The sequence below is a fragment of the Snodgrassella alvi genome (genome assembly GCF_002777855.1).
GTDB lineage: Bacteria > Pseudomonadota > Gammaproteobacteria > Burkholderiales > Neisseriaceae > Snodgrassella > Snodgrassella alvi_E.
Window position 1 is genome coordinate 538,316 of record NZ_MEIK01000034.1, and the last position, 13,983, is coordinate 552,298.

The 13,983-nt window shown below is 40.2% G+C and carries 13 protein-coding genes and 1 tRNA gene; 6 read left to right on the forward strand and 8 right to left on the reverse strand.

The features are described 5' to 3' along the window. Positions 1-73: 73 nt before the first annotated feature. The 4 genes from BHC43_RS08255 to BHC43_RS08270 form a co-directional block, all read right to left on the reverse strand. A complete protein-coding gene (locus tag BHC43_RS08255) occupies positions 74-391 on the reverse strand; it encodes an integration host factor subunit beta (RefSeq protein WP_100140935.1) in 318 nt (105 codons plus the stop codon). 6 nt (positions 392-397) lie between these two features. After that, positions 398-2,080, reverse strand: coding sequence for a 30S ribosomal protein S1 (gene rpsA, locus BHC43_RS08260; protein ID WP_100140934.1), 1,683 nt, complete (start codon positions 2,078-2,080; stop codon positions 398-400). A 235-nt stretch (positions 2,081-2,315) separates the two neighbouring features. After that, positions 2,316-2,990 carry a (d)CMP kinase gene (gene cmk / locus BHC43_RS08265; protein ID WP_100140933.1) on the reverse strand — a complete coding sequence of 225 codons (675 nt, stop codon included), beginning with the start codon at positions 2,988-2,990 and terminating at the stop codon, positions 2,316-2,318. 203 nt (positions 2,991-3,193) lie between these two features. Further along, the gene (locus BHC43_RS08270) at positions 3,194-3,820 is read right to left on the reverse strand and encodes a hypothetical protein (protein ID WP_100140932.1); all 627 of its coding nucleotides are present in this window, start codon (positions 3,818-3,820) and stop codon (positions 3,194-3,196) included. 199 nt (positions 3,821-4,019) lie between these two features. On the opposite strand from BHC43_RS08270, the gene aroA reads away from it, so the two are divergent. The 3 genes from aroA to BHC43_RS08285 all read left to right on the forward strand — a co-directional run bounded on the left by aroA (position 4,020) and on the right by BHC43_RS08285 (position 7,927). Then, complete coding sequence (aroA, locus tag BHC43_RS08275; protein ID WP_100157058.1) at positions 4,020-5,333, forward strand: 3-phosphoshikimate 1-carboxyvinyltransferase; 1,314 nt, start codon at positions 4,020-4,022, stop codon at positions 5,331-5,333. 79 nt (positions 5,334-5,412) lie between these two features. After that, positions 5,413-6,453 carry a Holliday junction branch migration DNA helicase RuvB gene (ruvB, locus tag BHC43_RS08280; protein ID WP_100157059.1) on the forward strand — a complete coding sequence of 347 codons (1,041 nt, stop codon included), beginning with the start codon at positions 5,413-5,415 and terminating at the stop codon, positions 6,451-6,453. 85 nt (positions 6,454-6,538) lie between these two features. Next, entirely contained in the window at positions 6,539-7,927 is a 1,389-nt protein-coding gene (locus tag BHC43_RS08285) for a phosphomannomutase/phosphoglucomutase (RefSeq protein WP_100157060.1), read from the forward strand. 111 nt (positions 7,928-8,038) lie between these two features. On the opposite strand, the gene BHC43_RS08290 is transcribed toward BHC43_RS08285, so the two are convergent. The 3 genes from BHC43_RS08290 to BHC43_RS08300 all read right to left on the reverse strand — a co-directional run bounded on the left by BHC43_RS08290 (position 8,039) and on the right by BHC43_RS08300 (position 11,620). Beyond that, positions 8,039-9,301 carry an MFS transporter gene (locus BHC43_RS08290; RefSeq protein WP_100157061.1) on the reverse strand — a complete coding sequence of 421 codons (1,263 nt, stop codon included), beginning with the start codon at positions 9,299-9,301 and terminating at the stop codon, positions 8,039-8,041. Positions 9,302-9,967: 666 nt separating this feature from the next. Further along, complete coding sequence (gene trxA / locus BHC43_RS08295; RefSeq protein WP_100140927.1) at positions 9,968-10,297, reverse strand: thioredoxin TrxA; 330 nt, start codon at positions 10,295-10,297, stop codon at positions 9,968-9,970. Between the two features lie 138 nt (positions 10,298-10,435). Continuing rightward, positions 10,436-11,620, reverse strand: coding sequence for an O-succinylhomoserine sulfhydrylase (locus BHC43_RS08300; protein WP_100157062.1), 1,185 nt, complete (start codon positions 11,618-11,620; stop codon positions 10,436-10,438). A 199-nt stretch (positions 11,621-11,819) separates the two neighbouring features. Here BHC43_RS08300 and yaaA point away from each other — a divergent pair, with 199 nt between their 5' ends. The 3 genes from yaaA to BHC43_RS08315 all read left to right on the forward strand — a co-directional run bounded on the left by yaaA (position 11,820) and on the right by BHC43_RS08315 (position 13,375). Continuing rightward, positions 11,820-12,602, forward strand: a complete 783-nt coding sequence (gene yaaA, locus BHC43_RS08305; protein ID WP_100157063.1) for a peroxide stress protein YaaA — start codon at positions 11,820-11,822, stop codon at positions 12,600-12,602. 107 nt (positions 12,603-12,709) lie between these two features. Continuing rightward, positions 12,710-12,800 (forward strand) — tRNA-Ser (locus BHC43_RS08310). A 92-nt stretch (positions 12,801-12,892) separates the two neighbouring features. Beyond that, positions 12,893-13,375 carry a DUF2321 domain-containing protein gene (locus BHC43_RS08315; protein WP_100157064.1) on the forward strand — a complete coding sequence of 161 codons (483 nt, stop codon included), beginning with the start codon at positions 12,893-12,895 and terminating at the stop codon, positions 13,373-13,375. Positions 13,376-13,453: 78 nt separating this feature from the next. On the opposite strand, the gene BHC43_RS08320 is transcribed toward BHC43_RS08315, so the two are convergent. Further along, entirely contained in the window at positions 13,454-13,975 is a 522-nt protein-coding gene (locus BHC43_RS08320) for a hypothetical protein (protein ID WP_144078747.1), read from the reverse strand. Between the last annotated feature and the right edge of the window lie 8 nt (positions 13,976-13,983).

The window sequence follows — 13,983 nt, forward strand, 5'->3', positions numbered from 1 at the left end:
AGCTTCGACCACCCAAAAATAAAAATACGCCGCAGAAACTGCGGCGTTAACGTCTATCTCAAATAAAAAAGTATTACTTGTCCGCAGACAGTAGCGCTTTGTCTACGCGTTCACGTAATTCCTTGCCAGGTTTGAAGTGAGGTACATATTTTTCAGGTACCGAAACTTTTTCACCCGTTTTGGGATTACGACCAATGCGAGCTGGACGGTGGTTCAGATCAAAGCTACCAAATCCGCGAATTTCGATTCGCTGGCCTTTTGCCAAAGCACGAGTCATTGTATCAACGAGAATCTTGATACTTTGTTCGACATCCTTAGCATTTAAAATGGTACTATCATTATTAACAGTATATAACTCCGCCAAGCGAATCATTAACTCCGACTTCGTCATAACCGCTTATTCGCTTTCACCAGATAATTTAGCTTTTAACAAATCACCCAGACTGGTGGTACCAGCTGAGGCATTGTTAGCTGATAATGAACGCAGAGCAGCAGTATTGTCCTGTGCATCTTTCGCTTTGATAGACAAATTGATGTTGCGGTTTTTACGATCTACTGTAGTAATCACAGCTTCAACATCATCGCCTTCTTTCAAAACATTGCGAATGTCTTCAACGCGATCATTAGAAACTTCTGATGCACGTAGATAGCCTTCAACATCATCTGCCAATGCAATGACTGCGCCTTTAGCATCCAGTGATTTTACTTTACCGGTTACAATGCTGCCTTTGTCATTTACACTAACATAGTTGCTGAACGGATCACCTGCCAGTTGTTTCACACCCAGAGAAATACGTTCTTTGTCTACATCGATAGCCAGAACCACGGCTTCAACTTCTTCACCTTTCTTGAACTGGCGTACAGCTTCTTCACCGCCATCAGTCCATGAAAGATCAGACAGGTGCACTAGACCATCGATACCACCAGGCAAGCCGACAAATACACCGAAGTCAGTAATAGATTTTACTACCCCTTTGATTTTATCGCCTTTTTCATGATTGGATTCGAATTCCTGCCATGGATTAGCCTGACACTGCTTCATACCTAGGGAAATACGACGACGATCTTCATCAATTTCAAGAATCATCACTTCGACTTCATCACCCATCTGAACGACTTTACTTGGATGAACATTCTTGTTCGTCCAGTCCATTTCAGAAACGTGTACCAGACCTTCAATACCCTGCTCGATTTCCACAAATGCACCGTAGTCAGTAAGGTTAGTTACCTTACCAAATAGGCGAGTACCTTGCGGATAGCGACGAGCCAGACCATTCCACGGATCTTCGCCCAGCTGTTTCAGACCCAGAGATACACGGCTGCGTTCCTGATCGAATTTAAGTACTTTGGCTTCAACTTCCTGACCAACTTCCAGCACTTCACTCGGGTGCTTAACTCGGCGCCAAGCCAAATCAGTGATGTGCAACAGACCATCAATACCGCCCAAGTCAACGAATGCACCGTAGTCAGTGATATTTTTCACAATACCTTTTACTACAGAACCTTCTTTCAGATTTTCCAGCAGTGCTTTACGTTCTTCACCAAGTGTTTCTTCTAATACAGCACGGCGTGAAACAACAACGTTGTTGCGACGTTTATCCAGCTTGATTACTTTGAATTCAATTTCTTTACCTTCAAAGTGAGAAGTATCTTTAACCGGACGAACATCTACCAGCGAACCAGGCAGGAAAGCACGGATGCTGTTGATCATTACAGTCAGGCCGCCTTTGACTTTACCGTTGATCACGCCAGACAGAATTTCACCATTTTCCATGGCTTCTTCCAGCTTAATCCAGTCTGCCGCACGCTTAGCTTTTTCACGAGAAAGTTTGGTTTCACCAAAACCATTTTCCACAGATTCAATGGTTACAGTGACAAAATCGCCAACTTTAACCTCAATCTCGCCCGCTGCATTCTTGAATTCGCTCACATCAATCAGAGATTCTGATTTCAGACCGGCATTCACAGTGACGAAATTATTGTCTATAGCAACAACTTCTGCGGTGATGACTTCGCCGGGATTCATCTCTTGCAAGGTGAAACTTTCTTCCAGCAACTGGGCAAAATTTTCCATAGTCATATATATATGTTCTCAAACAAGTATCGTCAGGGGATACGAAAGTTAGTTAATCAAAACCGGCACACCCTGACTGTGCCAGCAATACTATTAATTTAATTGCGACCAATATAATAAATACATACACCAGCGCAAAATATAAATATGTAAAACAATTATTTGATACAGTACTCGAATGCTCTTGTATTGGCGAACACACTTAGCACTGCGTACAAAATCCGAGAATTATACATTATTTTTAGATTTTTCGATACCAATCAAGTACTTTTTCTACACTTTCTTCAATAGTAAGTAGAGATGTGTCAAGAATTTTGGCATCACAAGCAGGTTTAAGCGGAGCCACTAATCGGGTGCGGTCTGTCTGATCACGTTTTTCGATATCAGCCAGTATCTGCTGATATTCGATCCCATTATTGGCAATTCCAAACTGCAAGGCACGCCGTTGTGCTCGTACTGTAGCACTGGCTGTAAGAAATATTTTCAGTTCAGCCTGAGGAAATACGACTGTAGCCATATCTCTGCCATCTGCCACCAATCCTTTGGAAGTCAGAAAATTGCGCTGACGTTGCAATAATGCGTCTCTCACTGCCGGTAAAGCAGCAACTGCGGAGGCTCCCATACCAATATCCTCGGCACGAATTTCTGCTGTTACATCCTTACTATCAAGCAAAATGCATTCATTGTGGAAAATCACAGGTAGATTCTTTGCCAACACTGCAACACCTGATTCATCCTGCCAATTAATATGCTGTTGCCGTGCATAGAGTGCAGTCAACCGGTACAAAGCTCCAGAATCCAAATAATCTCTATTGAGAACATTTGCTACTCTTGCTGCCACAGTCCCTTTTCCAGAAGCACTTGGACCATCAATTGCAATTACTTTCAAACGTGGCTCAAGTTGTTTCGCCACCATATTCTTCCTTTATTAAGTACATCTTTTATATATTGTACAAAATTTTTTCAATGACCAGTATCTTCGGGATAACTGATAATCGAAGATGCGCAATCACACCCAATGTACTTTAACCGCTGTTAAAGATTTCCAGTCTGGTTCTAACCTTTAGCATAATGCTTAAAAGCAGTTATTGGCATCTATATATTCAAATTTCAGATTTATCAATGTGCTTCAACTTGTTTTAAGGATTTCTTCATCTGTAAAATGGTACGCCACTGCATTACAGCAGATACAGTGAATAAAGCAAGCATAAAAGGACATTCATACAATTCTTCCAACAAGTCATCATAAGCAGAATTGAAAAGAATAAACTGTGAAATCCAACGACCACGTTCAATGGCATCAGCAAGTAGAAAACCAGCCGCAGCAAGCAAAAAATTCCAAATAGGAAAAGGCTGCTTGTAATAATAAACAATTCCTTCACGCAAACGAGGCCAAACCAGCATCAAGATTAACCCGAGAATCAATATTGCCGCTATTGTGTGATATACCGCGTGTTCATAGCCGGGAAATGTCTGCCTACCCCAATTCTGGTCACGTCCCAGCAACAAAAGCCACCATAAGGATGCCCATAACCAAAACGCTTTTTTCTTACCGGACAACCCACTGCAAATAGTTGAAAAAAAAGTAAATAAGCAACAAAAAAGCAGAAACAGCGTCTGCCCCTCTTCAACTTTGGAAACAAAATCAGGAGGAATGTGCAATTGCTGCGCGAAAGGCACACCCAATATCATGATCAACCAAAGTGTACTGAGTTTGGACCAGTGCCAATCAAATTTAAATTTCATACTAACTAACTTTTATTTTAAGATACTAACATGTCTAATATTATACCTAATCTAACTAATACTTACTGGTTTTATATTTAACCACTTATTATGCATTTTCATGTTTAACTTTGCCGAAATCCATTCTTTTTTAGCATATCCGCCCGCACAATTAACTGATAAACTTGCAAACTAATCATGAAAATTTATTAATACCTGAATGAATACACTGCATTTAACATCCAGCACTTGTCATGCCTCTACCATTAACTTACCCGGTTCGAAAAGTATCAGCAACCGAACTTTGCTTCTTGCGGCACTAGCAGACAATACAAGCGAAATATACGATGTGCTGGATTCTGATGACACTCTACATATGCTGAATGCATTAAAAATATTGGGTGTTAAAATTGAACAGCTACCCAATGCAGAAAAAGAATCAGGGTTGAATTTGCGGATATACGGATGTAATGGTAAGTTTCCACAACAGCAAGCAGAATTATTTTTGGGGAATGCAGGCACTGCTTTTAGACCCTTAACTGCTGTACTAGCAATTTTGGGTGGGGAATACTATTTACACGGTGTAGCACGTATGCATGAACGCCCGATTGGTGACTTGGTCGATGCGTTAAAAACAGCCGGCGCAATTATTGAATATAAAGGAAAAACAGGTTATCCACCGTTACAAATATATCCAGCCCAAACTCCGACTAATCATCTCCTCAGTATTAAAGGTAATGTCTCCAGCCAATTTTTGACAGCATTACTGATGGCTTTACCCTTAACCGGACAAGCTTATACCATCAAAGTAGCAGGTGAATTAATTTCAAAACCCTATATCGCTATCACTCTTAAATTGTTGCAACAATTCGGAGTACAAATAACCCATAAAAATTTTCAGATATTTCAGCTACCGGCAGGTCAACATTATCATGCTCAAGAAAAATTATTTGTTGAAGGTGATGCATCCAGTGCTTCCTATTTCCTCGCAGCCGGACTTTTATCTGGCCAACCCATACGCGTAAATGGCATAGATGCCAATAGTATTCAAGGAGATATAGCTTTTGTACATGAACTTGAAAAAATCGGAGCACGTGTTAGCTGGGGAAACCAATATATAGAAATATCTCGTTCACCTGAGCAAGAAATCTTACCATTTGACATTGATGCCAATCATATTCCCGATGCAGCCATGACTTTAGCCATCATTGCTCTGGCCTGTAAAAATACCTGTCGCATTCGAAATATTGCCAGTTGGCGCGTTAAAGAAACTGATCGCATTTCAGCCATGGCAACAGAATTGCGCAAACTTGGCGCTAAAATAATCGAAACTGAAGACAGTATCAGCATTACACCACCAACTACATTACAATCAGATGTACATATCAGTACCTATGATGATCATCGTATGGCAATGTGCTTTTCATTAGTAAGTCTTTTGGGAACATCGGTCTATATCGATGATCCTCAGTGCGTGAATAAAACCTTTCCCAATTATTTCAAAATTTTTGCCAGCATGTGCACACCTGTTTAAAATCTAAATTTTACCTTGTCTGTTTCGATTAACTTTGGCATTAAGCCAATATTGCTATAATTTAATTTTTTATCCAGCCATGCTACAAGCAGACCAACTTTCCGGTGCAAAACCACAGCGGGTTATCAGCCCACAAACTGCCTCCGCTCAAGAAGAGCAGCTGGAGCGTGCATTACGGCCGCGCGCATTAACAGACTACATCGGCCAGCACAAAGCTAAAGAACAGCTTTCTATTTTTATACAGGCGGCCAAAATACGAAAAGAGGCACTGGATCACACCCTTTTATTTGGCCCACCCGGCTTGGGCAAGACTACTCTTGCTCATATCATTGCCCATGAGCTTGGCGTGAGTTTGCGCCAGACATCAGGTCCTGTGCTGGAACGCGCAGGCGATCTCGCTGCCATTCTGACTAATCTCGAACCACACGATGTCCTTTTTATAGATGAAATTCATCGCTTAAACCCTGTAGTAGAAGAAATACTGTATCCCGCACTGGAAGACTACCAATTGGACATCATGATTGGTGAAGGGCCGGCAGCACGTTCGGTGAAAATAGACTTGCCTCCTTTCACACTGGTAGGTGCCACCACGCGTGCAGGGATGCTTACAAATCCATTGCGTGATCGTTTCGGTATCGTTTCTCGTCTAGAGTTTTATAATAATAATGACTTAACAACAATCGTTACTCGTTCTGCACAGCTATTACAACTTCATATCGACGACACAGGTGCAGCTGAAATTGCCAGACGCAGCCGTGGCACACCTCGCATTGCTAATCGCCTGTTGCGCCGCGTACGCGATTATGCCGAAGTGAAACATGAAGGAAAAATCAATGCAGAAATTGCAGATGCCGCGTTAAAAATGCTGGATATCGATCAATCTGGACTTGATGTAATGGATTGCAAATATCTTGAAGCGATTCTCTATAAATTTTCTGGTGGACCAGTAGGTCTTGACAATATTGCTGCAGCAATCGGTGAATCTACCGATACCATAGAAGATGTAATAGAGCCCTATTTAATTCAACAGGGTTTTTTACAACGTACACCTCGCGGACGCATGGCAACAGAACTTAGTTACAGCCATTTTGGCTTACCAGCTCCAACCATTAAAACCTGATTCCCAAAATACATTGCACGAATCAGCCATACCAGCATCAGACCTATCTCAAATTAACTGAGCACAATTATTCAGGAAAATACTCATGACTCCAAATCAGATAGATGCCAGCATATTTAAAGCCTATGATATCCGCGGTGTAGTTGATGTGTCTTTAAACAAAGATACAGCTGAACTGATTGGCCGCGCCATAGCCACAGTAGCACTAAGCAAAGGCATCAGCCAGATTGCTCTTGGCCGTGATGGCCGGCTTTCAGGTCCAATACTAGCAGCTAGCTTGATTCAAGGCATCACTGCCTGTGGTATCAACGTGATTGATGTAGGAATGGTAGCTACACCCATGCTGTATTTTGCCGCAGTAGAGCATTGCCAGGGCAGCGGCATCATGATCACCGGAAGTCATAATCCACCAGATTATAATGGTTTTAAAATGATGCTAGCTGGCACCACGCTTGCCGGCGACGATATACAAACATTACGCACAATAATTGAGTCCGAACAACTTGCTGCAAATGCAGAACATAGTGGCAATGTGGTTCCTTTGCCTATAGCAAGGGAATACATTACTTACATAAGCAATCAGGTGCAGCTTAAGCGCCCAATGAAAATCGTAATTGATGCGGGAAACGGCGTAGCCGGAGCCTATGCAGGTGACCTGTATCGTGCGCTTGGTTGTGAGGTGAAAGAATTATTCTGCGAAGTAGATGGCCATTTTCCTAATCATCATCCTGATCCTGCCAAGCCAGCTAACCTGCAGGATTTAATTCAAGCATTGCACAGCAGTGACGCTGAAATAGGGCTGGCTTTTGACGGTGATGGTGATCGTTTAGGTGTAGTCACCAAAGATGGACAAATCATCTATCCAGACCGGCAGCTAATGTTGTTTGCTGCTGATGTACTAACTCGAAACCCTAAAGCGAAAATCATCTATGATGTAAAATCAACCCGATTATTAAAACCGTGGATTGAACAACATGGTGGTGAAGCCATCATGAGTAAAACCGGACATAGCTTTATTAAAGCCGCTATTAAAGAACACGGTGCATTGCTAGCTGGTGAAATGAGTGGCCATGTATTTTTTAAAGAACGCTGGTTAGGATTTGATGATGGCTTATATGCCGGTGCACGATTACTAGAAATATTATCCGCGACTGAAGATCCATCTGCGGTTTTAAATGCCTTACCTGAAGGCATATCTACTCCTGAAATTAACATTGCCGTACCTGCCGGTCAATCAGGACACGAAATCATATCCAATCTGGCTAAAACAGCTGAGTTTAGCGGAGAAGTAAAACGCATTACTATTGATGGATTAAGAATAGAGTTTGAAAACGGCTTCGGGCTAATGCGCGCATCTAACACCACACCTGTCTTAGTCTTGCGTTTTGAGGCTGATGATCAGCAAGCTCTGGACGGTATTATTGCTCAATTTAAAGCTGTAATAGCGCAAAATCCTGATTTAGAATGGGCTTAAACAAGTTTATATTCCTGTATATATAGACTACCCGATATTAAAAACACAGACGGCTACCTATTTGGTAGCCGTTTTGGAATAGATAAAATATCTACAACACAGCAGAATCAATTAACCTTTTACTCTACTGCCGGTTTCACGAACGAATATCGTCATAATAAAAGCTAGAATTAATCCGACTACAAACACGATATCAGCATTCTGGAAAACTTTCAGATTCAACTGACCTTCAGCCCCAGCCAAATGATCAATCAGTATGCTGAAAAGATTAGTCATAATCGCACTAATAACAAACACGAAAAAGTTAATCACACCTGTAGCCGTACCCTTCACCTCATCTGGATTAACTTCTTTAATCATAGTGTAAGGAATCATAGCAGCGCCTGAAGCAACCCCAAATAGAAAACCCATAATATAAGGGGGCATAGCGTTAGGCAAATACACAATCAGACCACCGGTAATGCCCATAGCAATAATACTACCCATTACAACAGGTTTACGGCGTCCGATCACATCTGATAAATAGCCCAGAACTGGACAACCAACCACCCAGCCTAAAGGTACCATAGCCAAACGCAACGCCACATCATTACTGGCGCTCAGACCTTCTTGTAAAAACTGATTACCCCAGGCAATATTTCCCACATTAGTAGGCAAGAACATCATAGCCCCAATAAAGGCACAGATATACGATTGAGGGTTTTTCAGCACTACCAAATAAGGATGGCTGAGCCCAGTCCAGTCAATTTTTCCTTCTCGTGTACGTGGAGTAATGAACACTGAAGCAAAGAATATTACTGCCAGCACACCAGCGGCCACCATCCAGAACATTTGCCAGGTCAAAATCTGATTTTTTATAATTGGAGAGACTACAGCCTGCCCCATGAAACCGCCTAGCATACCAAAGCATTGTGTCATACCAACGGCAGTAGCCAGCCATTTTTTGGGAAAACCACGCGTAGCTAAAAATACTGCACTGGTAAAAGCAAGCCCAGAACCCGCACCTTGCAGGAAACGTCCACTCTGAGCAGTAATTACTGTACCCGAGCAAAACAGCACACATCCAATAGCAACTAAAATAATACCCAATGAAGCTGTAAAACGTGGCCCAATTCGATCCAACAATACACCGGATACCAGCGCAAAAAAAGCATAAGAATAGAAATACAGGCCAATAATACCGGCCATTTCCACTTTACTTATTTGTAAGGTGGCAATTATTTCAGTCTGCATAATACTTGGTGCAGAACGCAATGCATATTGGACAAAATAGAAAATGGCACAGATTAACCAAGCTATCACAAATGTTTTATTTAATAGGTTGGATTCTTTACCACTGGGAGGAGACACTGAGGCTCTTGATTCTTGATTCATAGCGCTCTCGCTTTCGTTTAATTACGAATGAAATATCACAAAATCATTCTAACAAAAGCCAGCATGCTTGAACAATAAAGTTAACTCATGCGCCAAAAAAGAAATAAAACGCTAAAATTACATTTATTTAAACAATAAAATTGAATATTAATTCAAATTAAACATTATTAGTAAAATAAAATGCCAATAAAATGATATTCCAAAAATATATTCGAATAGATTTAACACATATAATCATTTTTAACTAAAATGCATTAATATGTTTACAATGTTTTTACACGTGATAGATACCTAAGATAGTATAATTTTTATTATAATTTATCGTTATTTTATGGATATTGAAAATAAATAATCAAAATTTTATAAATCTCTTAAATTTAATTGCTATCAAGACAAATTATACAAAAAAAACGATTTGATTAAAGCGAATATCAAATTATTTATCATCTACAGCATAAACAAATGACAAAAATTTAGAAATTTATTTGAATTTATTCTTGGCTTTATTAAGGCCAATTAATTTTTAGTTCAGGATGTATTAATAAATATCACCGGTTAATCAAAGTCGAATAAATTTATGTCCTTGAATAATGCAGTTCTTATAAGGCAAATAAACACATAAACCATTATTATTCAAGGACATAAATAAACCTTAATAATTATCAACTATAGAGAAGCATTAATAAAAGCTTCTAGTTGCCCTTTATTCAAAGCTCCGACTTTAGTTGCGACACTGGAGCCATTTTTAAAAATCATAAGGGTGGGAATACCACGAACTCCAAATTTTGCAGGCGTTTCCTGATTTTCATCTACATTTAGCTTCACAATTTTCAACTTTCCCTGATATTCAGCAGCTAAATCGTCCAATATCGGGGCAATCATTTTACATGGACCGCACCATGGTGCCCAAAAATCCAACAATACGGGCACGTCTGATTGTAAAACTTCATTTGCAAAATTTCCATCGCCTATATGAACAATTAAATCACTACTCATTATGGTTTCCTTTATTATCACATTGTCTATATACCATATAGCCAATCGTCTATCATTGCAATAGCTGAATATTACCCAAGAATGAATACAACTCTACACATACATTAGTTCTCAAATATACTTCTGAAAATTATAGTATTACATTGTAATCACTGTCAGAGCATTGGCTAGATCAGCCTTTAAATCCACCGCATGTTCCAGTCCAATCGATAAACGAATCAATCCTGGCTGAATAGCTGCATCTAGCTTAGCTTCAGGAGTCATGCGACCATGCGTAGTCGTCCATGGATGCGTCACAGTAGATTTTACATCTCCAAGATTACCGGTTTTACTAAACAACGTTAAAGCATCAATCACCTGCCAAGCTGCCTGCTCTCCACCTTTTACTTCAAAAGCCACTACTATACCGCCACCTTGCTGCTGTTTGCGCACCAAAGCTTTTTGAGGATGATTTGCCAGCCCAGTGTAATGAACAGCCACGACTTGTGGTTGCGTAGACAGGAACTGAGCTACTTCTAATGCATTAGCACATTGTTTTTCCATGCGGACATATAATGTTTCCAATCCACTTAGCAACACCCACGCATTAAAAGGTGCCAGCACTTCCCCAGTAGTACGTACATGCTGGAAAATTTCATTAATCAAGGCTTCACTGCCACAAATTACGCCACCCATCACTCGCCCGTGGCCATCGATTGCCTTAGTAGCAGACTGTACGGATATATCAGCGCCCAGAGCCAGAGGTTGCTGTAATGCTGGAGAAAGAAAACTGTTATCCACCACCAGCAAAGCCTGATTAGTGTGCGCAATTTCTGCTAGTTTCCCAATATCAGCCAATTCATTTAGCGGATTAGATGGTGTTTCCACAAACAGCATACGTGTATTAGGACGCATAGCTGCCTGCCATTCATCAGTATCAGTTTGGCTAACCAATGTTACTTCAATGCCAAAACGAGGCAGAATATTATTCAGTAAACCTATTGTGGTACCAAACAAACTTTTACTAGCAACCAGATGATCACCGGCTTTCAACAAAGCCAAAAAAACGGCGTTAATAGCAGCCATTCCTGTAGAAGCTGCTAAACCAGCTTCGGCCTGCTCCAGCTGAGCTACTCGTGCCTGAAAAGCAGCAACATTTGGATTATTAGTACGAGTATATGTATAACCCGGTACCGAACCAGCAAATAGAGCCGCGCCGGCCTCAGCACTATCAAACATAAAACTACTGGTTAAAAACAAAGCAGAATTATGCTCATTATATGAAGTTTGTTCCTTAGCACCTCTGATCGCAATAGTTTCTGGGTGCAAATGCAATGTAGACATAATAATTAAGTTAATCTATAAATATGAGTAAAGAATTGTGCCGTTTTTTTTTGGATTATGCAAATAACCAGCTAATCAGATTCAGGAATGTAGTATTCTTTGTACCAGACTTCCCACACCAGTATATACAGCTAAATTTCTAAACATTGGGATACAGAATTCTCATATTCACAGTTATAGCTAGGCAAAAGGAAAAAATATGTACTTTGTAATATCACCTGCAAAAAAACTGAATGAAAAAAAAGAAAATTTAACCCACAAACATACACAACCTGAGCTATTAACACAGGCCAGAAAATTAATACCAGTATTAAAACAGCTGGCTCCGCATGATATCGCCGAATTAATGGGTATTTCGGACAAACTTGCAGTGCAGAATGCCGAGCGTTTTAACGACTGGCAGCCTCCTTTTACTCTAGAAAATGCAAAACAAGCAGTCTATTTGTTTAATGGTGATGTTTATGAAGGCCTTGATGTCACTACATTATCCTCTGAAGCTTTAAATTATATACAACTACATCTAGGTATACTTTCCGGTTTGTATGGTTTATTAAAGCCTCTGGATCTAATTCAGCCTTATCGGCTGGAAATGGGCACCAAACTGGCAAATGAACACGGTAAGGATTTATATGAATTTTGGGGAAACACTATTACCCATACAGTAGAAAAAAATATGCAAGCTGCTCACGACAAAGTATTAATTAATCTGGCGTCACAGGAGTATTTCAAAGCCATTCAGCCATCAAAATTATCTGCACCTGTAATTACACCCGTTTTCAAAGACCAAAAAAACGGTACCTATAAAATAATCAGCTTTTATGCCAAGCGTGCACGTGGTTTATTTGTGCGCTATGCTGCCCAAAACGAACTGAGTGAACCAGAGCAACTTAAAAATTTCGATTGTGAAGGCTACTATTTCGACAAAGCATCATCTACAGATAAAGAATGGGTATTCCTAAGGGATGAAATACATCACTTATAAAATTTAATTAAAAATAAAAATAATGATTTAGCAGATAACTGCAAATTATTAAGATAAAAAACTTGGCAAATGCGCATTTATCGTCTAATATGCGCATCTTCAAAGACGGAAGCGTGGCAGAGCGGTTTAATGCAACGGTCTTGAAAACCGTCGAGGGTTGATAGCCCTCCGTGAGTTCGAATCTCACCGCTTCCGCCAAATTATAATTAAAAAACACTCATTACTAAGATTTTTATTTTTTAATCTTTATAAAGCCCATAACAAAACGGGCATTGTCGACATAGGAAATTATGGGAACTTATCGAGTGGCACAGATCTGTCCAAACGGACATGTTGCTACAACCGCAGCAGACGTTTATCCCGAATTTCGAGAAGCGTTCTGTTCGCAATGTGGAGAAGAGACTATAACACAATGCCCGAATTGCAGTGCACCTATCCGTGGTGACTATCACGTTGAAGACGTATTATATTTGGGTAGTGATTACAAACCACCAGCGTTTTGCTATAACTGCGGTAAAGCGTTTCCTTGGACTGAACGAAAGATCGCAAGCGCTGTTGAGTTGGTTAACGTTCAGGCTGCTCTTTCCCCCGAAGAATTGCAACAGTTCCGTTCCGATTTGGCAGAACTGACGAAAAATAGTTCAAAATTGCAAGTTGCCTTGTCTCGCTTCAAGCAGGTAATGAGCAAAGTTGGAACACCAATCGCTTCTGGCGTGCGTGACATTATGATTGATGTTTTTAGCGAAGCAGTCAAAAAGGCAATTTGGGGGTGAACAGCTCTAGCTAGGTATTCTAATCACATCAAGCCGTTACTACGAAAATTTTGTGTCGTGGATTTTTCTTCAAGTCTTTTACAAGACTATTTCACCTCTCACCCTGCGCTCAGCATCTCTTTTCTTTACCTGCTCTGAAACGTAAACTCCATAAGTCGGTGTTTTTCTTTTTTCCATACATTGCTCGTACATGGGTTGATTCCATACACCATTTGGAAATCCTATTCTTTCTACTCTATTTTCCGGCTTATTTGAAAGCTCTAAGCAATATTCTTGATTTTTACTTCTCAGCTCCTTCATTTGCGGCGATTCAGCATTATAATAAGCATCACTTTTTTTATCAAAACTAATACTTGATGATCTTTCAACATAATAGCCATTATACCAGTCCGATATACTACACCCTTCTAATAACAGACTGATACTAATCAAAATTAATAAGCGTTTTTTACTTGGGTGGTAGTACTGCATGACGTTTTTTACCTTTATAATTAAGAAAATGTCTGCTTGGGGAAATGCTTGATTTATTCTTTGGCTAAATGGTCTAGGGGTATTTATCGGTATAGTAAAAGGCATCAGAGTATTTGCTGTCATTCTCATACACTGAC

Coding starts and splice junctions, on each gene's coding strand:
- aroA (WP_100157058.1), top strand. CDS start 4,020: ATGAATACACTGCATTTAACATCCAGCACTTGTCATGCCTCTACCATT.
- BHC43_RS08290 (WP_100157061.1), bottom strand. CDS start 9,301: ATGAATCAAGAATCAAGAGCCTCAGTGTCTCCTCCCAGTGGTAAAGAA.
- trxA (WP_100140927.1), bottom strand. CDS start 10,297: ATGAGTAGTGATTTAATTGTTCATATAGGCGATGGAAATTTTGCAAAT.
- rpsA (WP_100140934.1), bottom strand. CDS start 2,080: ATGACTATGGAAAATTTTGCCCAGTTGCTGGAAGAAAGTTTCACCTTG.
- cmk (WP_100140933.1), bottom strand. CDS start 2,990: ATGGTGGCGAAACAACTTGAGCCACGTTTGAAAGTAATTGCAATTGAT.
- BHC43_RS08270 (WP_100140932.1), bottom strand. CDS start 3,820: ATGAAATTTAAATTTGATTGGCACTGGTCCAAACTCAGTACACTTTGG.
- yaaA (WP_100157063.1), top strand. CDS start 11,820: ATGTACTTTGTAATATCACCTGCAAAAAAACTGAATGAAAAAAAAGAA.
- BHC43_RS08255 (WP_100140935.1), bottom strand. CDS start 391: ATGACGAAGTCGGAGTTAATGATTCGCTTGGCGGAGTTATATACTGTT.
- BHC43_RS08315 (WP_100157064.1), top strand. CDS start 12,893: ATGGGAACTTATCGAGTGGCACAGATCTGTCCAAACGGACATGTTGCT.
- BHC43_RS08320 (WP_144078747.1), bottom strand. CDS start 13,975: ATGAGAATGACAGCAAATACTCTGATGCCTTTTACTATACCGATAAAT.
- BHC43_RS08300 (WP_100157062.1), bottom strand. CDS start 11,620: ATGTCTACATTGCATTTGCACCCAGAAACTATTGCGATCAGAGGTGCT.
- ruvB (WP_100157059.1), top strand. CDS start 5,413: ATGCTACAAGCAGACCAACTTTCCGGTGCAAAACCACAGCGGGTTATC.
- BHC43_RS08285 (WP_100157060.1), top strand. CDS start 6,539: ATGACTCCAAATCAGATAGATGCCAGCATATTTAAAGCCTATGATATC.